This window comes from Beijerinckia indica subsp. indica ATCC 9039, assembly GCF_000019845.1.
Lineage (GTDB): Bacteria > Pseudomonadota > Alphaproteobacteria > Rhizobiales > Beijerinckiaceae > Beijerinckia > Beijerinckia indica.
Genome location: NC_010581.1, coordinates 2,600,402 through 2,625,352 on the forward strand (window position 1 = coordinate 2,600,402; position 24,951 = coordinate 2,625,352).

The 24,951-nt window shown below is 53.4% G+C and carries 27 protein-coding genes, 1 tRNA gene and 2 pseudogenes; 13 read left to right on the top strand and 17 right to left on the bottom strand.

Translation table 11 applies throughout. The features are described from left to right. The first annotated feature begins 117 nt into the window (after window positions 1–117). Window positions 118–1,455, top strand: a complete 1,338-nt coding sequence (locus BIND_RS20150; protein WP_012385238.1) for an ankyrin repeat domain-containing protein — start codon at window positions 118–120, stop codon at window positions 1,453–1,455. 157 nt (window positions 1,456–1,612) lie between these two features. Here BIND_RS20150 and BIND_RS11455 read toward each other — a convergent pair whose 3' ends face one another. After that, a complete protein-coding gene (locus BIND_RS11455) occupies window positions 1,613–2,965 on the bottom strand; it encodes an IS1182 family transposase (protein ID WP_012383340.1) in 1,353 nt (450 codons plus the stop codon). A 197-nt stretch (window positions 2,966–3,162) separates the two neighbouring features. On the opposite strand from BIND_RS11455, the gene BIND_RS11460 reads away from it, so the two are divergent. The 3 genes from BIND_RS11460 (at window position 3,163) to BIND_RS11470 (ending at window position 6,062) form a co-directional block, all read left to right on the top strand. After that, on the top strand, window positions 3,163–3,735 hold the full coding sequence (locus BIND_RS11460; RefSeq protein WP_012385239.1) for a GNAT family N-acetyltransferase: 573 nt from the start codon (window positions 3,163–3,165) through the stop codon (window positions 3,733–3,735). A gap of 196 nt (window positions 3,736–3,931) precedes the next feature. Then, window positions 3,932–4,624 carry a DUF4336 domain-containing protein gene (locus tag BIND_RS11465; protein ID WP_012385240.1) on the top strand — a complete coding sequence of 231 codons (693 nt, stop codon included), beginning with the start codon at window positions 3,932–3,934 and terminating at the stop codon, window positions 4,622–4,624. Between the two features lie 868 nt (window positions 4,625–5,492). Further along, on the top strand, window positions 5,493–6,062 hold the full coding sequence (locus tag BIND_RS11470; RefSeq protein ID WP_012385241.1) for a TetR/AcrR family transcriptional regulator: 570 nt from the start codon (window positions 5,493–5,495) through the stop codon (window positions 6,060–6,062). 140 nt (window positions 6,063–6,202) lie between these two features. On the opposite strand, the pseudogene BIND_RS22330 reads toward BIND_RS11470, so the two are convergent. After that, a pseudogene (locus BIND_RS22330) lies at window positions 6,203–6,452 on the bottom strand (hypothetical protein); the annotation flags it as partial. A gap of 290 nt (window positions 6,453–6,742) precedes the next feature. On the opposite strand from BIND_RS22330, the gene BIND_RS11475 reads away from it, so the two are divergent. Further along, window positions 6,743–7,327 carry a TetR/AcrR family transcriptional regulator gene (locus tag BIND_RS11475; RefSeq protein ID WP_012385242.1) on the top strand — a complete coding sequence of 195 codons (585 nt, stop codon included), beginning with the start codon at window positions 6,743–6,745 and terminating at the stop codon, window positions 7,325–7,327. A 243-nt stretch (window positions 7,328–7,570) separates the two neighbouring features. Here BIND_RS11475 and BIND_RS11480 read toward each other — a convergent pair whose 3' ends face one another. The 3 genes from BIND_RS11480 to BIND_RS11485 form a co-directional block, all read right to left on the bottom strand. Continuing rightward, window positions 7,571–7,867, bottom strand: a complete 297-nt coding sequence (locus tag BIND_RS11480; protein WP_012385243.1) for a hypothetical protein — start codon at window positions 7,865–7,867, stop codon at window positions 7,571–7,573. 29 nt (window positions 7,868–7,896) lie between these two features. Continuing rightward, window positions 7,897–8,106, bottom strand: a complete 210-nt coding sequence (locus tag BIND_RS21640; RefSeq protein WP_012385244.1) for a hypothetical protein — start codon at window positions 8,104–8,106, stop codon at window positions 7,897–7,899. 463 nt (window positions 8,107–8,569) lie between these two features. Beyond that, entirely contained in the window at window positions 8,570–9,433 is an 864-nt protein-coding gene (locus BIND_RS11485; RefSeq protein ID WP_244395873.1) for a carotenoid biosynthesis protein, read from the bottom strand. 140 nt (window positions 9,434–9,573) lie between these two features. Here BIND_RS11485 and BIND_RS11490 point away from each other — a divergent pair, with 140 nt between their 5' ends. Next, window positions 9,574–10,926: an IS1182 family transposase gene (locus tag BIND_RS11490; RefSeq protein ID WP_012383340.1), complete on the top strand. Its 1,353-nt coding sequence runs from the start codon at window positions 9,574–9,576 to the stop codon at window positions 10,924–10,926. A gap of 222 nt (window positions 10,927–11,148) precedes the next feature. On the opposite strand, the gene BIND_RS11495 is transcribed toward BIND_RS11490, so the two are convergent. From BIND_RS11495 to BIND_RS11510, 4 genes are all read right to left on the bottom strand, one after another. Next, window positions 11,149–11,838 carry an esterase/lipase family protein gene (locus BIND_RS11495; protein ID WP_012385246.1) on the bottom strand — a complete coding sequence of 230 codons (690 nt, stop codon included), beginning with the start codon at window positions 11,836–11,838 and terminating at the stop codon, window positions 11,149–11,151. 4 nt (window positions 11,839–11,842) lie between these two features. Further along, complete coding sequence (locus BIND_RS11500; RefSeq protein ID WP_012385247.1) at window positions 11,843–12,343, bottom strand: GNAT family N-acetyltransferase; 501 nt, start codon at window positions 12,341–12,343, stop codon at window positions 11,843–11,845. Window positions 12,344–12,410: 67 nt separating this feature from the next. Continuing rightward, entirely contained in the window at window positions 12,411–12,962 is a 552-nt protein-coding gene (locus BIND_RS20155; protein ID WP_012385248.1) for a hypothetical protein, read from the bottom strand. Next, window positions 12,962–13,426 carry an SRPBCC family protein gene (locus BIND_RS11510; RefSeq protein ID WP_012385249.1) on the bottom strand — a complete coding sequence of 155 codons (465 nt, stop codon included), beginning with the start codon at window positions 13,424–13,426 and terminating at the stop codon, window positions 12,962–12,964. The genes BIND_RS20155 and BIND_RS11510 overlap by 1 nt, the downstream gene beginning before the upstream one ends. Before the next feature lie 338 nt (window positions 13,427–13,764). On the opposite strand from BIND_RS11510, the gene BIND_RS11520 reads away from it, so the two are divergent. After that, window positions 13,765–14,376 (top strand): HupE/UreJ family protein, encoded by a 612-nt coding sequence (locus BIND_RS11520; RefSeq protein WP_012385250.1) that lies wholly within the window; start codon window positions 13,765–13,767, stop codon window positions 14,374–14,376. Window positions 14,377–14,456: 80 nt separating this feature from the next. On the opposite strand, the gene modC is transcribed toward BIND_RS11520, so the two are convergent. From modC to modA, 3 genes are all read right to left on the bottom strand, one after another. Beyond that, on the bottom strand, window positions 14,457–15,560 hold the full coding sequence (gene modC, locus BIND_RS11525) for a molybdenum ABC transporter ATP-binding protein (RefSeq protein ID WP_012385251.1): 1,104 nt from the start codon (window positions 15,558–15,560) through the stop codon (window positions 14,457–14,459). Beyond that, the gene (modB, locus tag BIND_RS11530) at window positions 15,557–16,249 is read right to left on the bottom strand and encodes a molybdate ABC transporter permease subunit (RefSeq protein WP_012385252.1); all 693 of its coding nucleotides are present in this window, start codon (window positions 16,247–16,249) and stop codon (window positions 15,557–15,559) included. The genes modC and modB overlap by 4 nt, the downstream gene beginning before the upstream one ends. A 288-nt stretch (window positions 16,250–16,537) precedes the next feature. Next, window positions 16,538–17,350, bottom strand: a complete 813-nt coding sequence (modA, locus tag BIND_RS11535; RefSeq protein WP_012385253.1) for a molybdate ABC transporter substrate-binding protein — start codon at window positions 17,348–17,350, stop codon at window positions 16,538–16,540. A gap of 326 nt (window positions 17,351–17,676) precedes the next feature. Here modA and BIND_RS11540 point away from each other — a divergent pair, with 326 nt between their 5' ends. Further along, the gene (locus BIND_RS11540) at window positions 17,677–18,117 is read left to right on the top strand and encodes a type IV pilus assembly PilZ (RefSeq protein ID WP_012385254.1); all 441 of its coding nucleotides are present in this window, start codon (window positions 17,677–17,679) and stop codon (window positions 18,115–18,117) included. Window positions 18,118–18,171: 54 nt separating this feature from the next. Beyond that, window positions 18,172–18,426, top strand: a complete 255-nt coding sequence (locus tag BIND_RS11545; RefSeq protein ID WP_041778058.1) for a hypothetical protein — start codon at window positions 18,172–18,174, stop codon at window positions 18,424–18,426. A 99-nt stretch (window positions 18,427–18,525) separates the two neighbouring features. Here BIND_RS11545 and BIND_RS11550 read toward each other — a convergent pair whose 3' ends face one another. Next, entirely contained in the window at window positions 18,526–19,032 is a 507-nt protein-coding gene (locus BIND_RS11550; RefSeq protein WP_012385255.1) for a YciE/YciF ferroxidase family protein, read from the bottom strand. 820 nt (window positions 19,033–19,852) lie between these two features. Between BIND_RS11550 and BIND_RS11555 the strand changes: the two genes are divergently transcribed. After that, complete coding sequence (locus BIND_RS11555) at window positions 19,853–20,053, top strand: CsbD family protein (RefSeq protein WP_012385256.1); 201 nt, start codon at window positions 19,853–19,855, stop codon at window positions 20,051–20,053. A 51-nt stretch (window positions 20,054–20,104) separates the two neighbouring features. After that, window positions 20,105–20,260 carry a hypothetical protein gene (locus tag BIND_RS21645; protein WP_158304378.1) on the top strand — a complete coding sequence of 52 codons (156 nt, stop codon included), beginning with the start codon at window positions 20,105–20,107 and terminating at the stop codon, window positions 20,258–20,260. A gap of 172 nt (window positions 20,261–20,432) precedes the next feature. On the opposite strand, the gene BIND_RS11560 is transcribed toward BIND_RS21645, so the two are convergent. From BIND_RS11560 to BIND_RS21840, 3 genes are all read right to left on the bottom strand, one after another. Continuing rightward, a complete protein-coding gene (locus BIND_RS11560; RefSeq protein WP_158304379.1) occupies window positions 20,433–21,521 on the bottom strand; it encodes a glycoside hydrolase family 3 N-terminal domain-containing protein in 1,089 nt (362 codons plus the stop codon). Window positions 21,522–21,947: 426 nt separating this feature from the next. Beyond that, complete coding sequence (locus BIND_RS21835; RefSeq protein WP_202944750.1) at window positions 21,948–22,160, bottom strand: Rossmann-fold NAD(P)-binding domain-containing protein; 213 nt, start codon at window positions 22,158–22,160, stop codon at window positions 21,948–21,950. 2 nt (window positions 22,161–22,162) lie between these two features. Then, window positions 22,163–22,348, bottom strand: a complete 186-nt coding sequence (locus tag BIND_RS21840) for a Rossmann-fold NAD(P)-binding domain-containing protein (protein ID WP_202944751.1) — start codon at window positions 22,346–22,348, stop codon at window positions 22,163–22,165. Window positions 22,349–22,585: 237 nt separating this feature from the next. Between BIND_RS21840 and BIND_RS11570 the strand changes: the two are divergent. After that, window positions 22,586–23,449: pseudogene (locus BIND_RS11570) on the top strand (integrase core domain-containing protein); the annotation flags it as partial. Between the two features lie 44 nt (window positions 23,450–23,493). Here BIND_RS11570 and BIND_RS11580 read toward each other — a convergent pair. After that, window positions 23,494–23,583: transfer RNA gene (locus BIND_RS11580), tRNA-Ser, on the bottom strand. Between the two features lie 532 nt (window positions 23,584–24,115). Between BIND_RS11580 and BIND_RS11590 the strand changes: the two genes are divergently transcribed. Continuing rightward, on the top strand, window positions 24,116–24,868 hold the full coding sequence (locus tag BIND_RS11590; protein WP_012385260.1) for an outer membrane protein: 753 nt from the start codon (window positions 24,116–24,118) through the stop codon (window positions 24,866–24,868). Window positions 24,869–24,951: the final 83 nt, after the last annotated feature.

Here is a 24,951-nt window from a genome sequence, read left to right on the forward strand (position 1 = left end):
GCGAAGAATCGAATCAAATGGATAGCGGAAGTTGACCAAAATTCGTCTGCCACTTAGACTATTTGTATGTGAGGCGATCTCCTGCTTCGAGAGATACGAAGGATCTGTAAATTGAAGGTGGAAAAGCTGATCGCAATAACAGTGATTGGTTACATCATCGGACCTACAAATTTCGGCATGGCCGCCTGCCCGGATACGCCGGCTTCGAATCATCGAGTCATTGAAGATGGCTTAGCCGCTAGTATCATGATCGGTCCACTCAAAAAATCAAATCGGCCACTCGCCCATCACACGATGCCAAATGGTACGCTCAGCTCCGTTCGGATATCGCTAGAGCGATCGCTGTGTCGCGGTTCATGTCCGAGCTATTCCATCGAACTGCGGGGCGATGGGTCAGCGTTATATACGGGCAAAGACTTCGTCCTTGTTACCGGGCAGCACGCTTTTGAAGTTTCACCGGAAACCATTCAGTGCTTATTGGCACAGTTCCGAAAAGCAGATTTCTGGTCCCTTAACAATAGTTATATCGCCCCGTTTTATGACTCTCCGAAATATCAAGTGACGCTTATGATCGGCAGTCATAAGAAGTCGGTGATTGACTATGTCGGTCTTGCGGTAGGTATGCCAAAGGCTGTCACCGCGCTCGAAGACGAAATCGATAGGATCGGTGCGAATCGTTGGGTATACGGCGATAGCAAAACTCTTCCAAGCCTGCGCAACGAGCATTTTGACTTTCATTCAGAGGCTGCGGCGACGATCCTGGCCAACGGTGCAGCGTCTGCACCCGATGAGGTGCTTTTCGGTCTGCTCGCCGAGGGGGCGCCAGCAACTGGCCGGATATCAATTCCCTTTCGCTCGATAAATAGTCCCACGGCTATTGAACAAGCCAGTGGCGCCGGACGAACTGCGATTGTTCAAGCCCTCTTGGCTAAAGGAGCATTTTCAGCCGGCCCTTCAGATGTCAGGGAAGCAGCATTGCGCAGAGCAGCAAGCTCCGGAAATCCACTTGTCGTTGAAGAAATCCTCAAATACGGCCCAAACGTCAACGCCCAGGACACAGACGGTAACACGGCTTTGATAAACATATGGAGAGCGCGCCATCGTAATGATGAGAAGGTGGGTACCGATATTGCTGCCGTTGCCCGGCTTTTGCTCAGTGCAGGGGCCGATCCCAACCTTCAAAACGAAGAGGGCTCAACAGCACTGCATCGAGCCACCAATGCTGATGTTGTGCAATTGCTCGTGAAGGCAGGTGCAAATCTGGAGATCAGGAACAAATATGGAGCCACACCGCTTTTGTCAGTCGAAAACGACAATGCAGCCATAGCGCTAATCGAAGCAGGTGCGGACATTGCCGCGAAATCTAATGAAGGCAAGACAGTGGAAAAATATGCAATAGAGTATAAATTTACGAAGACTCTTGAACTGCTACACAGCAGACTAGGTAAAAAATAAACTTACGAAAGTAAGGCGAAACAGCTGCTTTGGTCTGATGAACTCTTCGATTAAATGACTGCTCATGGCGTATTCTGTTGAAAAAGGGTTGGCTTTTCCGGCGACGAAACGCATTTGAAGCGCGTCATTTATAGACGGTGATAGGACGAGGCCCCTCTTATACTGGTTTTGGCTGTGGTATTGGGATGAGCTTGGCGAGCTTCCTCAAGTTCTGGGCTGTGGCTGCGAGATGGAATTCATCCCGCGCCCCATTTGGCCCGCGCAATCGGAGCCGATCGAGGTGCAAGATCCGTTTGAGATGGGCAAACAGCATCTCGACCTTTTTGCGCAGACGCTGTGATGTCCGGCCCTCCTTCGACTGCAAGATATCGCGGGCCATATCACGCGCGCCCTCGTAGATGGATCGTGGCACCTTGCGCGCGGGTGTGTTGGGACAACAGCGCGATTTCAGGGCGCACTCATCACAATCATACTTGCTGGCAAGATAGAGCAGCGTTGCACCATCATTTACCAATGTTCCCTTGCTCGTGAGCATCTTTCCTGCAGGACAGAAATAGACATCGCCTTCATGATCATAGACGAAATCGCCACGCGAAAAGGTTCCATCAGTCCGGGTGGATTTGTCGAAGACGGGAATGTGCGGCTCGATCCCCTGCTCGTAAACGAGCCAGCCGAGCATCTCGCCGGAGCCATAGCCCGTGTCGCCAGCAAGGCTCTCTGGATAAAGCTCGAAACGGGCCATCGTCCGCTCAATCATGCGTTTGGCTGCCGTGACTTCGGCTTGGCGAATGGCCGTGGTCGGTTCGACATCCACGATGATCGCATGATCCGTGTCGATCAGATAATTGACTGTATAGGCAAAATAGGCCGGTCCTCCCTGAGCGCCCGTCCAGCGGGCCGCTGGGTCGGCTGGAGAAATGAACTTCGGCTTTACGGATGTTGCGGCGCCGAAAGCGGCATCGTCAAGCACTGTGAGATATTCCTCTACGGCCCGGCTCATTGTATCCGCTGGCAACCCTTCGGCTCCCGGCACACAAGTCTGACGGCTGGCATCGGCTTTGATGAGGCTACCATCAATGGCGAAGCCTTCTCCTCCGACCAGGCCTTCCTCGATACAGCGCTGCAGGACAGTCTCGAACAGACGTCGCAGCAGATCGCACTCACGAAAACGGCCATGACGATTCTTCGAGAAAGTGGAATGATCAGGAACACGGCCCTCAAGGCCCAGACGGCAGAACCAGCGATAAGCGAGGTTCAAATGGACCTCCTCACAGAGGCGTCGTTCCGAACGAATGCCGCAGCAATAGCCGATGATTAGCATCCGCATCATGAGTTCGGGATCTACGGAAGGACGGCCCGTCGCGCTGTAAAAAGGCGCCAGCTCCTGCCGCAAATCCGAAAGGTCGACAAAGCGGTCGATCGCTCTCAGCAAATGGTCCGGCGGCACATGAACATCGAGCGAGAAATTATAGAAGAGTACCCCTTGCTCGACTTGCCGCGGTCCGATCATCACCTTCAACCCTTGCTTTTCAACTGGATTGAATCAGCGATCTACCATCCACGCAATATCGACTTTTTCAACAGAATAGGCGCAAAGTGGTAGTCAGCTTGTTCCTGTCATTGCAAATGCAATCTGAAAGTCGCAAAATTAAGAATAATGGACTTTCCGGAAAAGCGAATATCGACTGAATTCAAGGGGAAAGGATATTGGAAGTTCGGCTCTTATCAAAGCGACTGATCTTACGGTCCTGGGAGGAAAGGGATAGACAACCGTTCGCAGAAATGTCTGCGGATGCAAGCGTGATGGAATACTTATTACCCCTACCGTCTCGCGACGCATCGGACGCATGGATAAATTGTCAGCTCGCCCATTTGGCGGAGCACGGCTTTTGTTTCTGGGCGGTCGAGACGAGAGAGGGAGGCGCCTTCGTGGGCGCAGTTGGCTTACTTCGAGTTAGCTATGATGCTCACTTCACACCGGCAGTCGAAGTTGGCTGGCGAATTGCCCGAGCATTCTGGGGACTCGGTTATGCACCTGAAGCGGCCAATGCTGCGATCCGATTTGGTTTCGAGACACTCCAGCTGCCTGAGATCGTCGCGAATACAGTCCCGAATAATCAGAAGTCTCGGCGGGTCATGGAAAAGGTGGCTATGTCCTATAATCCCAATGATGACTTTAACCATCCCCATGTACCCGAGGAACATCCCCTGCAATATCAAGTGCTTTACCGCCTTAGCCGGGCGCGCTGGTTATCGCTCACCGCTTCTTCAGATATTTGACATAAAAATGCTCATTGTAAGATGCAGGGTCCGTGTTCAGTTGAGTGCAAATTTCAGAAGTTTTTGTATTCCCACTCAATGACTTGATCAGGCTGAAGCTGGTACAAATCACCCGCAGCATTTGCTACATCAGCCATATCAACATAGAAGATTTTCGACGACTACACTTTGCAAACTCTGTAGTATTGGATCGGACATGCTGAAAGAATTTGGCCCCGAGATTTGGACCGCAGATGGAACCAATGTCGTAGCAGCGTTGGGATTTCGTTACCCCACTCGCATGGCTGTTATAAGATTGGCCGATGGAGATCTCTTCATTTGGTCGCCGACAGCGCTAAGCGATGGGCTTCGCGCGGAAGTGGATTCCCTCGGGAAAGTTCGCCATTTGGTCGCGCCCAATTCACTGCATCACGTGTTCATTGCCGATTGGAAGCGCGCCTACCCTAATGCGTATCTCCATGCCCCGCCTGGATTGCGAGCGAAGCGCAAGGACATCGACTTTGATGATGAGCTCGCAAATTCTCCTGCGCCTTATTGGGCCGGGGAAATCGATCAAGTCCTTATGCTGGGCAATGTCATCACCACCGAGGTTGTGTTTTTTCACGCTAAGAGTTGCACCGTGCTCTTTGCCGATCTCCTGCAACAGCTTCCCGCCAACTGGTATTCCGGCTGGCGGGCACTTGTCGCGAAATGGGACCTGATGATTGCCCCTGAACCATCGGTGCCCAGAAAGTTCCGTCTAGCCTTTACCAGCCGAGGTGCCGCGCGTGCCTCACTTGAACATATTCTTTCATGGCCTGCTGAAAAGGTGCTGATGGCTCATGGAACTCCCGTCAGCGAAAATGGCCAAGCGTTCCTAAGCCGCGCGTTTCGTTGGCTAAGTGCGTGATTGGGGGCAACACCCAATTCTGACGGTGATTTTTAGGCCTGCGATCCCGCCGGGATCATGTCGTGTTTAGGCGATTGAAGAAGCTCAACGGCGCTCGCCAAGGAACCCCGCGCAAAATTCGACGCAGTATTTATGAAAAATCACGCGATGTCGCGCATTCACGGGCTGATCTGCCCCCATGAAACGACCGAGTCGATGAGATTTGCGTTATCCTCGAAGACCGTAATATAAATATTCCGATGATCACCGAGAGGATCTCATACCTCGAAATGGCGGCAAACAGCTGATCTTATTGCAGTCTTGTGGCGCATGGGTTGCCTTTGGGTCTTTTGTGAAGAATGCGCGAGGCAAGCGTGCTTTCAGCATTATATGGGCTTTTGTTGAGGGCTTCCTTGTCTTATTTCGAAGTCTTATTTCGAATTGCGCTGTCAGCGTGCTGCAATGGTCTGTCTGTGATATCAACGACTTAGTTGCTCATCGCGAAAAAGCTATCAGGCCATGGAGTACTGGAACAAGATTTCGACAGCATTTGCAGGTACCGATCAGCAGAGATGCAACAGGATTCTTGAGCAGACAGCCGCAGGGCTTATCGGAAAAGCAATATGTGATTTTGGAATCTTCCAATAGTTCACAGTCATAGTCTATTCAGTGTCTAAAATGTGATCTGTAATTTACTGATAAGCAATGTAGAGACTATATCCAGATGCCTATTTGGTTGACTTTTCAGCCTAGAATGCTATAAATATGTTCTCCATACCAATAGGCTGATATCTATATTTTGAGTTTTTCATTGTGACATAATATAAAGTTCATGGCTTCAGTTTCCCCTAATTGCTTTTAAGAAAATCTATCTTTTAGAGCCGAACGCATGCCTCCATTGCTTCAAGATCAAAACCGTTATGATTGTATTCTGGCCGCAGCAGAGGTCCTGTTCCGAACAAAAGGCTATCATGCGACATCCATGAGCGATGTTGCAGAGCAATGCCAGATCCAGAAAGCAGCCCTTTATTATCATTTCGCCAGTAAAGAAGCGTTAGCTCTCGCCGTCATGGCAAAGGTGCAAGCCTATTTCGACAAAGTGGTTTTCGGCTTCGCTTACGACAAGGACATGCCTCGATCAGAACGCTTAGCCAAGCTGGCTCAGAACTTGGCCGCTTATTATTCTGCCGATACCGGCGGTTGCCTCTTCGCCGGCTTTGCGGTCGAAGAGTTGGCGGACACGCCAGCGTTCCACGCTCCTATCCAACACTACTTCAAATCCTGGACGAAAGCATGTGAAACTCTTTTTGCAGAGGTCTATGATTCGGAGAGCGCACGGACGTTAGCAGAAAACTTCGTGGCGGATCTGCAAGGCGCCCTTGTGATGATGCGCGTCACACGGCAGGCGACTTATCTGCAACGTCTGTTTCTGCGTTTGAAGGAAACATTGGCCGAGTAGCATTCTTGATCGATTGCAAAAATGGCAGACAATCCGCTCATCTGAAAAAGAGAATCATGTCTGATCTGCCTTTGGCAGAACAGGGTCCGGCACCTTTTTCCTTTGTGTCTGATCACAATAAAGTGATCCGCCAAGAATTTTCAGGCCCACCTTGCCTTAATGTTTGCCCCGAAACTCATGAAGCGCGGGCGATGCATCTGATGGGAACCAGGTGGCAGCTGTGTAAAAAAGGCGGTTGCCGAGGCGATCGTGACCTCCGGAGCCTTCCGAAGCCGCTTGTTTTGATTGATCCAGGCGAAGAAACGCTCGATGGACCCATTTCTTGGAGTGGACAGCGAAGGCGACTTAGTCCGGCTTTCGACGCAGGATCTCCTCGGTGATGCTCGAAGCCCCGCGACTATGCTGCCGGCGAGTCCATATCGCTCGATTCCCAAGATGGACTGAACACCCCCTTGGAATCATACGATCTTCCGCCGTCAGCCTTTTCGGGCTTCCTTCCAGAGGAACTGCGGTTATTGCGCTATGACATTTGCGCGCGGGCTGTCTCCGGCTTGAGATTTTATACGCGGTTTTAATATATGGCGATATTATGGCGTAACTTATGACTTTGAGCATCAAAGCCGTAGCGATTGGTGAAATCGTATTGGTTTTGTTTGAGATGGCCTTTCTAGAGCCCTGCTATGCACGGCAATAATCGAACTTCAGAGATGATTGTGCAAAAAGCAGCAGCCATGTTCCAATCAGACGGTTATGCCGCAGTGAATATTGATGCAATTTTCAAGGAATATAATATAGATGCACAACTCATTCTCGATTTATTCGAGAACAAAGCTGTGATGACCTTATCCATCGTTGCTTATATTCAGGATATATTTGACAAAAACATTTTAATATATGCTTACGATAAAACCACCCCCAGCCCTGAACGCTTAGTCCGGTTGCATCAGGCCCTTGAGGACTACTTTGCAAAAAACAAAGGGGCATGCCTGTTTATCAATTTCGGCATTGAGCAGATGCACAGAAACTCAATGTTTACTGGTCCAATCTGGCACTATTTCTCATCGCTAAAAAATGCTTATAGCGCCATCCTTGAAGACCAATATCCTTTTGAGGAGGCGCAGGAAATTGCCGATATCTTCGTCGCCAACCTGCAAGGCGCCCTCATCATGGCGAGGATCAATGGCACAATCTGGTCAGTTCAGCGGCTGACGAAGCGGTTCCTCCAAAAACTTCACGCGAATGGAACCATGACGGATAGTCTCTAGGCACGACATAGCGCAAGTTGAGGGGAAATGCTTTCATAGCACGCGATCCCTTATAGCAAGGCAACCTTGACATTCATCGATGCTCTGACTGCCGTCCGGCGCCAATTTTGGGACGAGAAGACTATCGTAATCTTATCGCCCGATGCAGACCCATCAACAATCCCGGCCACATCTTCGACTGTATGACAGATAGCGATTGCTATGCCGCATAATTGCGCACAGCCGAGTTGAGTTTGCGAAGGCTTAAAATTTTGAAAGCCTGCCACTTCCTTCAAGGCGGCCGCATTTTAATTTCAGGTAGCGTGTGCGTGCACTGGTGTCGTCATGCATCTGTTCATGGGTAATATTCTCGGCTTCAAGGATGATCCGTTCCAAGATCTCCGTCAGTCCCGAGAGGTTCGTGGCTTCAGCCAGCACTTTCATCTGCAAAGAGATTTGGCGGATATAATTGGTTTGACGACGGATTTCGGCCGTTTTCCCATCATGTGCAGGGAAGAGCAAATCAGCGCAGTAGGACGAAGAGCAATCTGCATCAATCATGTGAAACCCCTAATAATAGGCTGATGACTTTAGCAATTATAGGCCTGAATCGTTTCATCCCGGCACCTCTCCGCTTCCACGCAGGCTGAGGTGATGAGGCTTTGCAAAGCTACAATCTTTTTCTTCTTCGCAATTGCTAAAAGATCATTCATTATCGAAAGGATATATTCAGAAGTAAAATACATCTTCGATAATTCAGCTTTTCCAATATCAATGGAATTCCCACAATTATTGGTCATTGGCGCCTCACAGGCAAGGTGAGCATTACTATATCTGCAGAAGCAGATATAAGTTGGAAGGAGAGTCTATTTTTTATCTTTATATTCGATTCTACCGATCGGTAAGTTAGGCTATATTGCCAACCGATCGGTAAGTGTCAAGGGGTGTTAACGCTTTCTTAGGAGATTCCGGAAGACCGGCCTTTTGCCTATCTGGCGAAACTGGTCCCAGGCTTGTCAGCAGCCGTGTGAGAAGCGACGGCATGGACCGCCCGGTTCATCTGGCGTAAAGCCTTCATTGCCTGTCGGACTCCACAGAAGCGGATACCGGCCGCTGATTGATGGCAGCCTTCAGGGACGGTGGGTTTGAGAAAGTGAGTTCATCCGATTTGGCAGCAAGCCCGACGACACCTGCGGGTTCAACTGTAACGATTGATAGCTCTCAATCGATACGACATAAGCCGAAAAGAATGTGACGTGGACATCACCCCTTGCGTGAAAGCCTACATCCCTCTGGACCTACAAGCCGTAGCAAAGCCAAAAGGCTGGTTGGCACCATCGTGAAGAGCATCGCGATCACCGCTGTCTCTCGGATGTCTGCCGCCGACCAAATGTGGCCAGCGGCATCAACAAGTGTGGAGTCGGAGGCCAGCAATGGAGGAAGGCGGCAAAGGCCCGCCGCCAGATAGAGCAGAATAGGCAAGGACCAAAATAGGCGATAAAACAATGGGTAAGCATCGTGGCGCCGGCGCTTATAAGAGTAGATGGCGAAGCCCTGGAAATAGAGCCAGGTAACCAGAAGCCATCCCAAGAAGTTGGAGAGTGGCACTCCAAAATAGCCGCCGCTGTTGTACCAAATCCATGCCCCGGACAGAGTAGAAGCCGACGGGTCCATGACCACGTCCCACTGCGTCATAACAAAAGCCGAGATCAGCGGAACGGCGATGAGCGCATAGACGGATTGAGGACGCTCTACTCGGAAGCCAATCAGCAAACTCGCGATCACCCATGACGCGTAGCCCATCCCGAAGTAAAGCGGTCCAACAATCATCGGAATTACGCCGATGTGGGGCATATCGCGTCCGACGATGAATGTGTACCGGCCGAATGGAAACCCGGTAAGCACACCGATATTCTCCATGACGAAAGTAACCGTCAGACAGATTGCAGCAAAGACGGTGGCCTCGACCCATCCGAGTGCTATCACCGCATGAACGGCGAGCGCAAGGATAGATAGTGCGGCTGTCAATTGAGCGGCACTCCCTGTTCCGCCGCCAAAAGCGATGATCAGCAAAAGCAGGACTGTAAAGCATGACCAAGTTGCTATGTTGGTAAGGCTGCGTCTCACCGAATCCACTCTAAAGCGCTGCATTACAAGAAAGCAGATGCGTTGAACGCCTGCAAAGGGCCTATTCTGTTGAAAAAGTCGATATTGCGTGGATGGTAGATCGCTGATTCAATCCAGTTGAAAAGCAAGGGTTGAAGGTGATGATCGGACCGCGGCAAGTCGAGCAAGGGGTACTCTTCTATAATTTCTCGCTCGATGTTCATGTGCCGCCGGACCATTTGCTGAGAGCGATCGACCGCTTTGTCGACCTTTCGGATTTGCGGCAGGAGCTGGCGCCTTTTTACAGCGCGACGGGCCGTCCTTCCGTAGATCCCGAACTCATGATGCGGATGCTAATCATCGGCTATTGCTGCGGCATTCGTTCGGAACGACGCCTCTGTGAGGAGGTCCATTTGAACCTCGCTTATCGCTGGTTCTGCCGTCTGGGCCTTGAGGGCCGTGTTCCTGATCATTCCACTTTCTCGAAGAATCGTCATGGCCGTTTTCGTGAGTGCGATCTGCTGCGACGTCTGTTCGAGACTGTCCTGCAGCGCTGTATCGAGGAAGGCCTGGTCGGAGGAGAAGGCTTCGCCATTGATGGTAGCCTCATCAAAGCCGATGCCAGCCGTCAGACTTGTGTGCCGGGAGCCGAAGGGTTGCCAGCGGATACAATGAGCCGGGCCGTAGAGGAATATCTCACAGTGCTTGACGATGCCGCTTTCGGCGCCGCAACATCCGTAAAGCCGAAGTTCATTTCTCCAGCCGACCCAGCGGCCCGCTGGACGGGCGCTCAGGGAGGACCGGCCTATTTTGCCTATACAGTCAATTATCTGATCGACACGGATCATGCGATCATCGTGGATGTCGAACCGACCACGGCCATTCGCCAAGCCGAAGTCACGGCAGCCAAACGCATGATTGAGCGGACGATGGCCCGTTTCGAGCTTTATCCAGAGAGCCTTGCTGGCGACACGGGCTATGGCTCCGGCGAGATGCTCGGCTGGCTCGTTTACGAGCAGGGGATCGAGCCGCACATTCCCGTCTTCGACAAATCCACCCGGACTGATGGAACCTTTTCGCGTGGCGATTTCGTCTATGATCATGAAGGCGATGTCTATTTCTGTCCTGCAGGAAAGATGCTCACGAGCAAGGGAACATTGGTAAATGATGGTGCAACGCTGCTCTATCTTGCCAGCAAGTATGATTGTGATGAGTGCGCCCTGAAATCGCGCTGTTGTCCCAACACACCCGCGCGCAAGGTGCCACGATCCATCTACGAGGGCGCGCGTGATATGGCCCGCGATATCTTGCAGTCGAAGGAGGGCCGGACATCACAGCGTCTGCGCAAAAAGGTCGAGATGCTGTTTGCCCATCTCAAACGGATCTTGCACCTCGATCGGCTCCGATTGCGCGGGCCAAATGGGGCGCGGGATGAATTCCATCTCGCAGCCACAGCCCAGAACTTGAGGAAGCTCGCCAAGCTCATCCCAATACCACAGCCAAAACCAGTATAAGAGGGGCCTCGTCCTATCACCGTCTATAAATGACGCGCTTCAAATGCGTTTCGTCGCCGGAAAAGCCAACCCTTTTTCAACAGAATACGCCGATATGAAAAGTTAAAATGCACTCATCCAATGTAACAAAATTGAAGGTTACAAAAGAGCTTCAAACTGGACAAAGGTAGTTTATATTGGGGGGACGGTTCGCGAAACGAAAGAAATTGTACGTTTAGAGCTCTATTTTACCGGGCTTTTGAAACATTTATGCTTCAAGAAATACAGGGTTTGTTCGATGGCGATGCGGCTCCAAGGCATCGTAAAATGGGCCGCCTTGATTGTGACATGATCAGTCATTCCAAGGACTTTGGTGCGTTCGATTGATACGCGGCCATCATTTGGCCCAGAAATAAGCCACCAGCCAAATGGGTCGAGGCACCGACAACCGGCAATAATACCTAAAGGATAGTCAATCGGGCCGAACAGGCGGACTATATCCGGCGGTGGATGAGTCGTGAGTTCAGCACCTGCCGGACCGAACATAAAGCGATAGATGATATTTTCAGCTAACAAATCCGCGATCTCGCTACCACTATTGGGTGGTGCGAGCATGACAACATTCCCAAGCTTAGGTGGCCGATAGCGTGTGATGTAGGCGCGCGCGAGAAGGCACCCCATGGAATAGGCCACAATATGTGTCCTTCCGTCGCCGGCAGTGATCCAATCTCGCTGGGCATGAATCTGCTCCACCAGCTCGGCAAGTCCCATTTTACAGGATGGATAATCGAGATTAAGCGTTTCATATCCAGCCAAATTGATTGCACGTTCGAGACGACGCATCGACCCGGCACCCCTGGCAATGCCATGCAAGAGAAGCACTCTGTCACGTTGCACTTCGATTCCAATCCGTTTCGAAACTGAACTTTTCATGCTTTCATGAGTATGTGTCAGGCAAGTGATAAGGGAGTTGTGCCGCAATAGGGCTCACGTTCTTTTCCATATGAACGGCGATGCCACCATTTGCAGGCTCCTCATGGTGAACAGCGTAGCCGATTGATTTATATAATCTTATATTTTCTTCGAATTTTGAATTGGTGTATAGTCTTGTAATAGAAAATCCACGGGATACCACAAGCTTCTCGGCATGCTCCAAAAGCATCCGTCCGTAACCACGCTTTTGGAAAGTCGGCAGGACTGCGACATTTTCGATCAGTAGGCCGCCGTCCTTTTCGACTGTCTCAATCAATGCGACCAACACATCATCTTCGTAAAGAAGATCAAAGCGGTGTAATTTGAAGACCTCCTCATAATTCGCCTTCATCGGAAGTGGTTCACGCCCGATAATTGGTACCCACTTAGAGTAGGCAGCATGAGTGAGTGCGGTGATTGCGACAATATCTTCCGTTCCTGCTCTACGAATATACACAATGCTCATATGTCCTCCTTCCCGGCTTATGCATTGTGACTGCTATCGATTTTGAGACGAGTGCTATGTGCGGCCGTTAGACCTCGAAGGCTCGGCATCGCAAAGGCTTTTCCTTGCGATACCGTTGGCTCAACGAGGCAAAAGTTTCTCCAGGCCGCATCGTTCCGTTTCCACGTGGCAGGATCAATCCTGCAAGCGGTCTTCTGGTGGGCCAGAGCCGTTCAAACAACGTCTCCGGTCGTCGTCCTTTTATGCACAACGGCAGAGGATCATCGCCTTGCCGCAGGTGGCGCCTGCATTCCTCGATGAACCCCGTTTCAAGACGAAAGCCCGCCTTGAGCAGAAACAGACCCGGCCCGCGCGCCATGGCGATTGCCGCGGCAAAACCTTCGGCTTCCGTCTCCGCCTCGACCAAGCCGCAGCCCGCGTGATCGGCGATCAGCGCGAGATCATGGCCGGCTGGGCCGATGATGATCATGTCCCGCAGCAAACCATCCACATGAGCCGGTACAAGCCCCGTGAGCGTCGAGACCATGGCTTGCGCAATATCGAAATCATCTTCTTTCGTGCCACGCCGCGACAGCCGTGACGCGTATTCATCGCCGCAGAAAACAATCGCCGAGAGCATCACTCGTCTTCGGCGACTTCATTCACGACCTTGGCGAAGCGATTGATCACGGCTTGCCAGCCGTTCTCGCTGTTCATGATTTCAAAAACGGGAGCGGAATCGTCCGTGAATCCCGAATGTTCGAGCCGGACATGTGTGCCGTTCGGCAACGGCGAAAGAGTCCAGGTCAGGACCGTATCAATGTAACGGCCGAAGCCCGGCAGATTATGCGAGCCACCGCGCCAGGAATAGCGCAGCCGCCAATAGGGTTCGGCCTCCAAAACCTCGCCCTGCGAAAGTCCATCCCAATCACCGACCGGGCCGCTGCGAAAGGTGAATGTCTGACCAGGCTCAGCCTCGAAGTCATTGGGCATGAACCAACGCGCGATCAAATCCGCCTCGGTCAGCACACGCCAGACGAGTTCTGGACGCTGGATCAGCATCCCTTCGACCACAATCGAACGCTCTCCCGCCACATCGGTCACTTTACTTCTCCCCGATAGAGCCAACCCCTCGCCAAAGCGCTCCGGTTGTAACGCAAGGCGAACCTCCGGTCACTTGAAAGCGCGCTTATCTGGAGGTTGAATCTTAAGAGCAAATCTCAAGCCTGAGTGATTTCAGCAAGCGGCACTTGCACCAATCCGCCTGCTGCGTCATGGTCGCGCAAATCATCCCACGCCTTTTTCTTGGAAGAGACTTTCAGAAAAAGCCTCCGGCTTCCGGTCCTCTTCCCCTCCTTGCCCGCCTCTCGCCTTGCCCGCCTCTCGCCTTGCACGCTCCTCGCCAGCAGAAGCATTTGGTGGTGCAAAATCAGGAAATAATCATGATCAAGGCCCTTTTCTCACTCGGCTTCGTCATTGCCGCCTTGTCGGCCCCTTCTTTTGCTTTCGCTCATCCCGGCGCGGGCCTCGCGCATGAGCATGGTTTCGGTGCCTTGAGCGGGCTCCTGCACCCGTTCAGCGGCGTCGATCATCTCCTCGCCATGGTCGCAGTCGGCATGGTTGCCGCCTTGCTCGGTGGCCGCGCCCTGTGGCTTGTGCCGGCCAGCTTTCTCGGCATGATGGCTCTCGGCAGCGCATTGGGCATGGCTGGCTTTGATCTGCCCTTCGTCGAGACCGGCATCGGCCTGTCCGTGGCAATCTTCGGTCTGATCGTGGCGGGCGGCCTCAAAATGCCTGTCGCCGCCTCCATAGGTCTTGTTGGCTTTTTCGCCCTGTTTCACGGCCATGCGCATGGCACCGAAATGCCCGCGGCGGCCTCTGTCTTTGCCTATGGCGCGGCGTTCCTGCTCGCCACGGCTCTCTTGCATGGCATTGGTATTGGTCTCGCTGTTTTAGGCAATAGGCTGAACGCAACCTCGGCGCAGACTCTGCAGCGGGCGGCTGGTTGCGCCATGAGCCTTGCCGGGATCGCCTTTCTGACCGGCGCGTTTTAAGAAACAAGGGAGATGCCCGCCCCGGCATCTCCCTTGTTTTTGGTGAGCATCGGCCTCGCCCACCCGACGGAAGGGTCGGCTCAGACAATATTGGGATATACGAGCGCCGCCTGATTTTCATCGAGGGCGGTGGATTTGAACAGGGCAAAGACCTGCGTGCCAGCCTCAAGACGCAGATCCTCGAAGGCACGACGGCTGATCATGGCAAAAATCTTCCCATCGCCGAGCAGGACAATCTCGACCATCACCGCTGGGCCTTCCGTATAAAAACCACTGACCGTACCCTGCAGCACGTTCTGCATGCTGAGGCTGTTCGGTTTGACGAGGCTCACGGCAACATCGGTTGCATTGACCAATACACGCACTTTCTCCCCGACCTTGCCATTGTAGGAAATCAACCAGATCCGGCCCGAAGGATGATTCAGAGGGGTCAGGTCATAGGTTCCGTCGCGCGGACCGACTTCCATCATTAGAATTGAGGAGCGTTCGAGCCGGGAGATGCTCAATTGCGTGGCCGCCCGCCCGAAAATCTCCTCGGCATTGCCGATCGCCTTCACCTGCCCACCTTCGAGAAGGACGATGCAACTGGCAAGACGCACGACCTCTTCCATCGCGTGCGAGACATAGACCATCGGAATATGGAATTCGTCTCGCAATTTCTCAATTAGCGGCAGGATCTCGAGCTTGCGATTCTGATCGAGCGCAGCCAGGGGCTCATCGAAAAGCAGAAGATGGGGACAGGACAGAAGAGCCCGGCCAATGGCGACACGCTGTCTCTCGCCGCCCGAGAGGCGTTGCGGCTGCCGGTCGAGCAAGCGGCTGATCCCCAGCGTTTCGACGACGGCATCGAAATCGATCTTGCGATCATTCTTCGGCGCGAACCAGCGTCCAAACAGCAGATTCTGCCTGACGCTGAAATGCGGAAACAGGTAGGAATCCTGAAAGACGACGCCAATGCGCCGCCGATAGGACGGCACGAAGATCCCCTTCTCCGTATCGACGAGCGTATGGCCATCGATCACGATATGGCCTTTGTCCGGCCGTTTGAGTCCTGCAATCAGACTCAAGGTGACCGATTTTCCGGAACCGGACTGACCAAAAAGCGCGGTAACGCCGTGACCGTTGCGAAAGGTGACCGCGAGCGTGAAGGACCCGACCTTCAGAGTGACATCAACATCGATCATGCTTGTAGAGCCAAACGCCGTTCCGCCCGCCGCTGGACGATTTCAGAGATGAACAAAGTCGTCAGCGCCAGGAGAGTCGAGATCACCGTCAGGCGCATGGCATTCGTGTCCCCGCCTGGAACCTGCGTGAAAGTATAAATGGCCGCAGCAATCGTCTGGGTCTCCCCCGGAATATTGGAGACGAAGGTAATCGTCGCACCGAATTCGCCCAATGCCTTGGCGAAGGCCATGATCGCCCCGACGATCACCCCCGGCAGGGACAGGGGCAGACTGACCAGAAAAAACCTTGCGACGGGACTAGCGCCCAGTGTTTCGGCAGCTTTCTCCAACCGTTGGTCGATGGATTCGAAGGACAGCCGCATGGCCCGCACCATGAGCGGAAATCCCATGACAGCGGCGGCGACGGCGGCGCCAGTCCAGCGGAAAGAAAAGACAATGCCGATTTCCGCCAGATAACTGCCAATGACTCCTTTGCGGCCCAAAAGAATCAACAGGATGAAGCCTGTGACGACCGGCGGCAGAACCAGAGGCATATGGATCAAGCCATTCAGCAGGATCTTGCCCGGGAAGTCCCATCGCGCGAGGGCATAGGAAAAGAAAATCCCGAAAGGCAGGCTCACCGCTGTCGCGACAATGGCGATCTTCAACGACAGCCAAATGGCGACCCATTCATCGGCGGAAAGTTCCATCAAATACGATCCTTGAACACCATTCCGACGCCCGCTTTTCAAGAAGGCATTGGTTCCCAAAAGGGACATTGCGCAGGGCAGGATCCCTAAAACAATTTCCATGCAAAACAATTCGCTTCGCTTGAAAATGTTTTCATCAAAAGCCTGAAGCCATCCGTAACCACGCTGCTTGCGCGGTCTCTTGACGATTGCAGCTTGCCACGTGGGCAGACCAATCCCGGCTGTATATAAGTAAAATGCCCTTCCGGCGCATCAACGCACCGGAAGGGCATCAGCAGAAAAGCGAATTTATTTCTGCAGGATGCTGAAGCCCTGATCCGTCAGGATCTTCGTCGCCGCTTGCGAGGTCAGAAAACCAGCGAAGGCCTGCGCGTCCGGATTGGTCGAGCTATTGAGGAGCGCGATCGGATAGACGATCGGATTATGGCTCGCGGAGGGGAAGGTATCGACGACCTTGACCTTCGGCTCTGCCTTGGCGTCGGTGGCATAGACCACACCGAATTTCGCCTCACCGCGCGAGACCAGCGCCAGGGCGTTGCGGATATTGTCGGCTTGCGCCAGTTTCGGCTCCACCTCGCTCCAGACCTTCAAATTCTCGAAGGCCTGTTTCGCATAAATACCCCCTGGGCAGGAGCTGATGGTGCAGACGGCAATCTTGCTATCGCCCGTGGCTTTGGCCAGATCAAAGCCAGAAGTGATTTTCAGGGCGACATTGTCATTGGCGGGCTCGATCAGGACCAATTCATTCCCAAGGAGATTCCGCCGCGTTCCGGGTTTCAAGAGCTTGGCTTTGTCGAGGTAATCCATCCATTCGACGTCGGCGGAGATGAAAATATCAGCCGGAGCTCCCTGTTCGATCTGCTTGGCGAGAACGGCGGAGGACGCATAGGAGATCGCGGGCTTTTTGCCGGTCTGAGCTTGCCAGGCGGCGGCGACGCCATCGAGCGCGGTCTTCATGCTGGCCGCCGCGAAAATAACGGGACCTGTCCCAGCCGTTGGCGCGGGTGCCGGTGCCTGCGCAAGGCTCCATTGCGGCAAGGCCAGCGTGAAAGTCAAAAGCAGGCCCAGCGCTCCCCAAGTGCGTCGCGTGATTTTCGTCATCGGAAACTCGTTCATTGATTCAGGCCGATAGGGAAGATCTATCAACGCAAAGATATAGCTGAAAACAATCACCCGCGCGACATGAATTATTACCGAAAGGCTATAGGTGGTTTGCCGGCGAAAAATGGCGGGTGAGTGCTTGCCAATCGGTGATCGGCCATTCCGAGCTATCGGCAATATCGAAATATTTATCGGAATGGGGGGCGCCCTCGATCAACCTTGATCATTTACCAATATCTTTGATTAACCAAGATTTATCCCGTGGAGAGGCCTAGAAGTAACTCTTCTTTAACCGTACTCATCTTCACCGCGACAAGAGGCCAATCATGTCGAACCCAACCTGGGGCAAAGGACTTTTGCTGGAGGCGCGCCCATGCGCGGGGCCAGACCTCGAATCGTCCGATCCTTGGGACGTCACCTATCGTGTGACGAGTGGCCGAGAAAATGAAGACCGGCGCAAGGCCCGGCGGCGCCGGACGCGCCTGCGCTGTGGCAAGCTCCTCGATGTCCGCAACGCTTTCGTGATCGAATGCCGGATTTACGATCGTTCAACCCTCGGCGCCCGCCTCCGCCTCGACAAGCCGATTCCGGATCTGGATCCGATCAGCCTTTACGAAGACCAGACAGAACAAATTCATGAGGCGCGGCTTATCTGGCAGGGACAAGGAGAACTGGGGATAGCCTTCACATCGACTGGAAGACTGGCTCCCATCACACATGTTCAACGAGCATTCCTGCGTGGCCGCTATTATGCGATGCGTGACTGAGGATCGGCATACCGCGAAGCATAGCTGAGTGCGTTCGCTTGGTTGCTCAGCGCAATGACCTTCATCGAATTTGGCATTGATGACGTCGATGCAAGCCATCTTGGCCTTGCCGCATTCGTGGGGCACAAAAAATTTGGCGCCGAAGGCGACGGACGTGAGTTGATCGTTCAACGGAATGGCAATGCTCATTTTCGCGGTTATGCGATCTCCCGCGTTCCGGTGAATTGGGTCGCGAAAACGTTCGATTTCTCTTCGCCAAAAGCGGTTCGCACACGTCGGATCGTCGCCCGGCCGATCCGTGAGCGCTGACACAAGCCAGCGCTCTTCTTTCTTCCTTCTTTTTCGTCTGCCAAAACGCGCCTTTTACCCGGTGCTGTCTCTCCTTCGTGCCTTCCCGCGGAAGAGATCCTAACCCACAGCCCGGATGTTCAGCTTGGCTTCTGCGAGCTGAGTGAGCTTTGCATCTGTCTTCTTTTCTTCTTCCAACGTTTGCTGCAGAAGATTTGCGCAATCACCGCGGCCAAGCTGTTTTGCCCAGGTGACCAAAGTTCCATAACGAGTAATCTCGTAATGTTCGACAGCCTGTGCTGCCGCGACGAGAGCTGCATCGCAGACCTCTTGGTCAGCAATTTCGCTGTTGATATTGTCGGTTTCTTTGATAATGCCATCTATGGCAGGGCAGGTTTCGGTCTCGGCTTCGACACCACACATCCGAAATATGCTTTCAAGACGAATGATTTGTTGCTCGGTTTCGCTCAGATGCGTTTCGAAGCTACTCTTGAGCTCCGGATCATAGGCTTTATCGATCATCTTAGGGAGAGTATTCGTAATACGCTTCTCGGCATAATAAATGTCCTTTAGCGTATAGAGGAAGAGATCGCTCATATTCTGGATATCTTTTGAAAAGAATCCCATGGTTGCTTCTCCTTATCTTTCTTTTTCCATGAAGATTATGGGGAAATAAGCGGCTTCCGAAATCACCAGCCTGTTTTCGGCAGAAATAGCGCGTGATCGCATCCTTTCCTGCTTCTGTTTATAAGGGCAATTTCTCGGAAAGAACGACGCACATTCGTGAGTGTTCCCGGGCAATTTAAGGCATGTTTTTGGCACCTGAGCAGGAAGAGCGCTTGTTGTTGAACGCCTCATTTGCTTCATCTGTTCCGATATTTGTATCTTAGCTGTTTCGTTGTCGCTGGTTCATGTGCAACGCCTTCGCTGTGTATTTTGCGGTGACTGAGGATTTTCAAATGCAGCAGTCGATCTGATGCAAGGGAACCCGATGGAATGACATGACGTTCACAGACCGCTGCGAAAAGCTTTTCCTATAAAGATACAAAGATGAAGTTTGAGTCTCCAAAATTGGTCTAATTCGAATGCGTTAATTGAATAGCCCCAGATCGAGAAAAATAACGGGAGCATAACCATGACTCATGATTCGTCTCCGCTCCTCACGACAAACGAAGCGCGTGAAGGGACAACGAAACCCGCATGCGTTATGTCTTGGCTGCCAGTCTCGCTCTCATCGTGATCATTTTCGCGATCCTCGCGATGTTTTATTACTGAGATACAAACACGGCGTCACTCACAACAGTTTATCCAAGACCAAGAGCGGCTTTATCGTTTTTTTGGTGAAAAACTTGAGATTTGGCTTGAGATTTTGAACAATCACGTGCCCTGAGCGTGGAGCTGTATCTTTAACGCCGAATGCAGAAAAACTTACTCAAGGGAGGTTACTATGGATTGGAACCGTGTCGAAGGAAATTGGAAACAAATAAGAGGAAAGATCAAGGAGAAGTGGGCACAACTCACGGATGACGATCTTGACAAGATTGAAGGCCGTCGTGAACAGCTTGAAGGAAAGATTCAGGAACGCTATGGCATTACGCAAGATGCCATACGCAAAGATGTCGATGATTGGCTTAATACATTACATTGATTGATGAGAAGTCCGATTATCGATGATATCCGAGCTTTAACCCGAATGGTCGTGGATGCGAACGTTCGGGTTCAAGGTTTCCGAGCCTTGCGGATCGATACCAGCAAGACTGAGGCCCTGCGCAAGCTCCGCCGGTACCGCTGCCAATCCCGCGCAGAAACGCAGATCCGCGCCGACTATCTCGCCTTGATCATCCCGATTGGATGACGGCCGACGGCATCGCTCTGCTATTGGCCTCTCGCAAAGACGAGGCTTGAACAATGACCACAGTCTCCCTGCCTCTCCAAGGCGCCCTACCGCTCTTCGCGGACCTACCGGCCGATCATAAGGCCGTGCGCCGGCCCGCAGCGCCCTCATGCGTAGCGCGCCGCCGGGGGAGCTATCTGCCTTTAAGTTGATCCAGCCGCTGTGCACTTTGCTTCAGCATGGCTCGGTCGAGCCGCCCTGCATTCAACGCATCCAAACCGCAGCGCAAGGCTGGATAGATCTTATCCGCATCCCAAGAAACCAGCAAAAGATCGATCCCGGCGTTGAACGCCCCTTCAACGGCTCGGCATAGGCCGGCATGTTGGGCTGCACCCATTGTCAAATCATCGCTGATGGCGACTCCACGGAACCCCCATTGCTCACGCAGAATGCCGGTGATGACGCGCTTGGAGCGTGACGCGGGGACGCCAAACTCGACATTGTCAAGCGAGACATGGGACAGCATGACAGCGGCACCAGGAATATCGAGAACCGCGCGGAACGGGACCCAATCAGTCTTGAGAAGGTCCTCCTCGGCCGTATTCAACGAGGCACTGAAAAGATGGGTGTCAGCTGTGACGCGCCCGAGGCCAGGGAAATGTTTGGCCGTGGGCGTCACACCCATGGCAAGAAGGCCCTTTGAGAAGCCGCTGGCGATCACGGCGGCGATGGTCGGATCATCGGAGATCGATCGTGCCGCGATACGGGTGTGCCGATCGAAGATGCCGGGAGGGCTCTGGGGCATGAGATCGCACACGGGCGCAAGATCCATCGTGATGCCGATCTCTCGCAGAGCGGAACCTTGAACGACGCCGAGTTGCTCGGCAGCTTCAAAGCGCTTGTCCAACGGGAGGCCGGCGATGCTGGACAGGGCTGGCGGGATTGGCAATGGCGGTGAGAGATGTGAGACGGGCCCGCCCTCCTGATCGGCCGCAACGATGAGGCCAGGAAGGCCGGCCTCGCGCCGAATCGACTGAAGGCCATCGATTTCAGCCGCAACCTCTGTAAGTGTCCGGCCCTCGACATTACGACGCGTCAGGAAAATGCCGCCGATATGGGCGTCACGAACCAGCTCCCTGATGGTTGCGATGTTATCGTATCCAACGACAAAGTGGCGTTCGACATCGACGGTTTCCGGCTCCCTGTTGGCGAGCACATAATGCCGATCGATCCAAGGTCTAGCGGCTTGCCACACCGCGAGCATGCCAACGACAGCAAACAATGCGGCTATCCAACGACGTCCCACCAAAACAAAGATGATGCACGCGACCAATCCCACGGTGAAGAGTATCGCGCAGGCGATGAACCGGTAAGGAAAGACGATCAGATCGCTAATCAGGAGAGCGAGCCAAAAAAGAATAGCGGCAAAAGTGACCCACACTCCTGCCAATATTGATAAAGGTTTATGGATAAATCGGGTCATTCTTAGAGATAAGTTGTTCATTTGAGAAAGCTGGTTCTTGCCGGATATCGCTAGTTAGCGCTGCACAGCTCTCCTGTATAGTGGCAGAGGCATAGAGCCAGTATCGACGCAAACGCCTAATATCCACCCTCATTGAAGCGCAGCTCGTCGCGGTTCAAGGAGGACAAGTGGATAAGTTTAAAAAGAAGCGTATCGAGAATCTGTGATTCTCGATACGAGAACGGGTCACCAAGGGACGGTGCGGCCAAGATAATCGAGATATTCCAAGCCAGGCTTGCCCTGCTTCGAAAGAAGGACATTGACGAGGTTCGGGACGCTTTCCTCGATGCTGAGACGTGCATTCGGGCCACCGAGGGCGGTGCGGACCCAACCCGGCGCCATCAAGACCATCGCAAACGATGATCCGGCGTGGCGGGCCACGAAGCTTCGCATGAACATGTTCAGGCCGCCTTGCTACCACGATAGAGCTCTTCTTTTCCGGTCTCGTTGTTGCTGACGCTTCCCCGTCCAGACGACATCGCACCGATGAGGCCCGTCGCGGAGACAAGTGGCTCCAGGCGCTCGATCACGCGCATTGGACTCAGAGCATTGGTCAGCATGACGCGGACAAACTCATCCGTCGTCACGTTTCCAATCGTTGTCTGTTCCCCGTTATCATTCGTGACGCCGGCATTGCTGTTCGACTGGCAATGGTTCCGTGCGGCAATCAACGGTTACGGCGGATGCAATCGTAAACCCCGTGAGCGGCCCGAGACATGGGTGACAGATTGTACTGGACACATGGGTGACACTTTCCGTCTTTTGGCGGGAGGTGTCGATACCGTGGAAGGAGTGTTCGGTCATGGACAAGCGCCTGCGGTTTTCGCATTCCCGCCAAGAGCACGATCCACGCGGTGTTGTGCCGCCATGCCTGGTCAAATTCCCAGGGAAGCCCGTAAGCGTGCCGCCTGCACGCCCTTGTCGGAAGGCGCCGCTCCCAACGATCTGTGGTGCGTCGATTACAAGGGCGAGTTCAAGCTCGGCAACGGGCGCTATTGCTATCCCTTGACCGTCACCGATCACGCTTCACGTTTCTTGTTGCTTTGCGAGGCCCTTGAATCAACCCGCGAAGACCTTGCCATCACCGCCTTCGAACGCCTGTTCCGCGACCGCGGCCTGCCTCTGTCGATCAGATCCGACAACGGCGTCCCTTTCAACGGTCTGTTCAATCTGTCCAAACTTTCCGTTTGGTGGCTGAGGCTCGGCATCACGATCGAGCGCATCAAGCCCGGCCATCTCCAGGAGAATGGGCGTCACGAGCGCATGCATCTCACCTTGAAGAAAGAAGCCACCTGCCAGCCAGGCATGAACGCCCTGCAGCAGCAAGCTCGCTTCGACGAATTCATTCAGGAATTCAATGAGGAAAGGCCCCATGAAGCGCTCGGCATGAAACGCCCCGCCGATTTCTACTCGCTCTCGCCCAGGCCCTACGACGGCCTGCCGCCCTCTCATACCCCTTCCACGACCGCGATGTCCTAGTCACCGCATGCGGTCGCATCTGTATGCACCGAAAGCGCGTCAATATCTCAACCGTGCTCGCAGGACAGCACCTTGGAATTAAAGAAGTCGATGAGGGCATTTGGCTCGTCAGCTTTATGAGCCACGATCTCGGCTTCGTTGATCTGGAGCAGAAGACTTTGCAACCCCTCGACAACCCGTTCAGCCCGAGGTTGTCACCCATGTCTTAGGGACATTCCGTTCCCCATGTGCCCGGGCTGGACAACGCGGATTATGGCGGAAGAGGTGGGATTCGAACCCACGGTAGGCTTGCACCCACGGCGGTTTTCAAGACCGCTGCCTTAAACCACTCGGCCACCCTTCCCTAGTCTAGGGCTACAAAGTCCTTGCGCTTATAACAAGGCGTATTTTCACAAATAATCGCCCGAAAAATCGGCATCAGCGCCAAGCCTTTGGATGACCTCTCTGGATGACCGCATAGCGGGGCCGGAACAATAAGGCCACGTGATAGGGCCTTCCATGGAGTCCCTACGAGAAGATTGGAGAATAGAGGCTCCGCGCTATGCGCGGGAGGGCTAAAAACCAGAACGAATCTTCTCCCGTGCCAACTTGGAACGGCAAGAACAATTTGATGCTCTTTGCCCCCCGATTCTTCTTTAAGCTTGCTAAAGTCTTCCCCTTAATTGGCCATTTCTTGCCTTTTTCGTCAGCAAATTTGAACGAATTTTTAAGGTTTCTCCAAACGCTGCTGCATTAGCGCACGAAAATCGTTGCAACTCTGCATCAGTCGGGCCTGAAAGAAGCGCGTTTGGCCGCTTTTCGGTCCTTTCCTATTGCGACAGCCCCGAAAACGAATAGTTTGGCCTCAGGCTCGAATCTCTGAAAGGGGACAAAACATGCTGCGCAAATTCCTTCTCTCCACGACCGCTTTCGCGGCCCTCAGCGGGGCGGCTCTTGCTGCCGACCTGCCTTCTCGTGCCGCCCCCCCGGTTTATGTTCCCCCGGTTCCGATCTTCACCTGGACCGGCGTCTATGTCGGTGGTGACATCGGCTATGCCTGGGGCAACACCAGCTATAACTCGCAGATCTTCTCTGCTCCGGCTCGCTTCGCTTTCGGCTCCTATAGCCCCGATGGCGTGACCGGCGGCGCGCATGTCGGCTATAACTTCCAGGCTGGCCCGTCCTTCATCGGCACCGGTAACTTCGTGATCGGTATCGAAGGTGACGTCCAGGGTTCGAACTATTCGAAGAGCGTTGTCGGCTTCGCCAACGACATCTACACCAGCAAGCTCGACATCACTGGATCGATCCGCGGCCGTCTCGGCATCGCCTTCGACCGCGCCCTTATCTACGCGACCGGTGGTGCGGCCTTCGGTGGTATCACGAACCAGCTTCAGCTCCGCAACGGCGCGTTCTTCAGCAACGACCGGACGGCTGTGGGTTGGACGGTCGGCGGCGGTATCGAATATGCCGTCACCAACAACTGGTCGGTTCGTGCTCAGTACCTTTACTCTGATTACGGCCACACCAACAGCTTCTTCCCGAACGCTCAAGTCCACAAGCACGACACCCAGAACAAGGTCACTGTCGGCTTCAGCTACAAGTTCGACACCTTTGCGCCGCTCGCGCCGGTCGTTGCCAAGTACTGAGTTGAACAGAACCTTTTGTGGTTCGAAACCTCTGGTTTCAGAAAACCCGGCCATTGGCCGGGTTTTCTTTTGCCTACTGTAGA

Bases quoted from the DNA above. Each gene is read 5' to 3' on its own strand.
- BIND_RS11555 (WP_012385256.1), top strand. From the start codon at position 19,853: ATGGATTGGAACCGTGTCGAAGGAAATTGGAAACAAATAAGAGGAAAG.
- BIND_RS11550 (WP_012385255.1), bottom strand. From the start codon at position 19,032: ATGGGATTCTTTTCAAAAGATATCCAGAATATGAGCGATCTCTTCCTC.
- BIND_RS11500 (WP_012385247.1), bottom strand. From the start codon at position 12,343: ATGAGCATTGTGTATATTCGTAGAGCAGGAACGGAAGATATTGTCGCA.
- BIND_RS11475 (WP_012385242.1), top strand. From the start codon at position 6,743: ATGCACGGCAATAATCGAACTTCAGAGATGATTGTGCAAAAAGCAGCA.
- BIND_RS11540 (WP_012385254.1), top strand. From the start codon at position 17,677: ATGTCGAACCCAACCTGGGGCAAAGGACTTTTGCTGGAGGCGCGCCCA.
- BIND_RS11455 (WP_012383340.1), bottom strand. From the start codon at position 2,965: ATGATCGGACCGCGGCAAGTCGAGCAAGGGGTACTCTTCTATAATTTC.
- modB (WP_012385252.1), bottom strand. From the start codon at position 16,249: ATGGAACTTTCCGCCGATGAATGGGTCGCCATTTGGCTGTCGTTGAAG.
- BIND_RS11590 (WP_012385260.1), top strand. From the start codon at position 24,116: ATGCTGCGCAAATTCCTTCTCTCCACGACCGCTTTCGCGGCCCTCAGC.
- BIND_RS11495 (WP_012385246.1), bottom strand. From the start codon at position 11,838: ATGAAAAGTTCAGTTTCGAAACGGATTGGAATCGAAGTGCAACGTGAC.
- BIND_RS11465 (WP_012385240.1), top strand. From the start codon at position 3,932: ATGCTGAAAGAATTTGGCCCCGAGATTTGGACCGCAGATGGAACCAAT.
- BIND_RS21835 (WP_202944750.1), bottom strand. From the start codon at position 22,160: ATGTTCATGCGAAGCTTCGTGGCCCGCCACGCCGGATCATCGTTTGCG.
- BIND_RS11470 (WP_012385241.1), top strand. From the start codon at position 5,493: ATGCCTCCATTGCTTCAAGATCAAAACCGTTATGATTGTATTCTGGCC.
- modA (WP_012385253.1), bottom strand. From the start codon at position 17,350: ATGACGAAAATCACGCGACGCACTTGGGGAGCGCTGGGCCTGCTTTTG.
- BIND_RS11480 (WP_012385243.1), bottom strand. From the start codon at position 7,867: ATGATTGATGCAGATTGCTCTTCGTCCTACTGCGCTGATTTGCTCTTC.
- BIND_RS11545 (WP_041778058.1), top strand. From the start codon at position 18,172: ATGACCTTCATCGAATTTGGCATTGATGACGTCGATGCAAGCCATCTT.
- BIND_RS11520 (WP_012385250.1), top strand. From the start codon at position 13,765: ATGATCAAGGCCCTTTTCTCACTCGGCTTCGTCATTGCCGCCTTGTCG.
- BIND_RS11490 (WP_012383340.1), top strand. From the start codon at position 9,574: ATGATCGGACCGCGGCAAGTCGAGCAAGGGGTACTCTTCTATAATTTC.
- BIND_RS21640 (WP_012385244.1), bottom strand. From the start codon at position 8,106: ATGACCAATAATTGTGGGAATTCCATTGATATTGGAAAAGCTGAATTA.
- modC (WP_012385251.1), bottom strand. From the start codon at position 15,560: ATGATCGATGTTGATGTCACTCTGAAGGTCGGGTCCTTCACGCTCGCG.
- BIND_RS20155 (WP_012385248.1), bottom strand. From the start codon at position 12,962: ATGCTCTCGGCGATTGTTTTCTGCGGCGATGAATACGCGTCACGGCTG.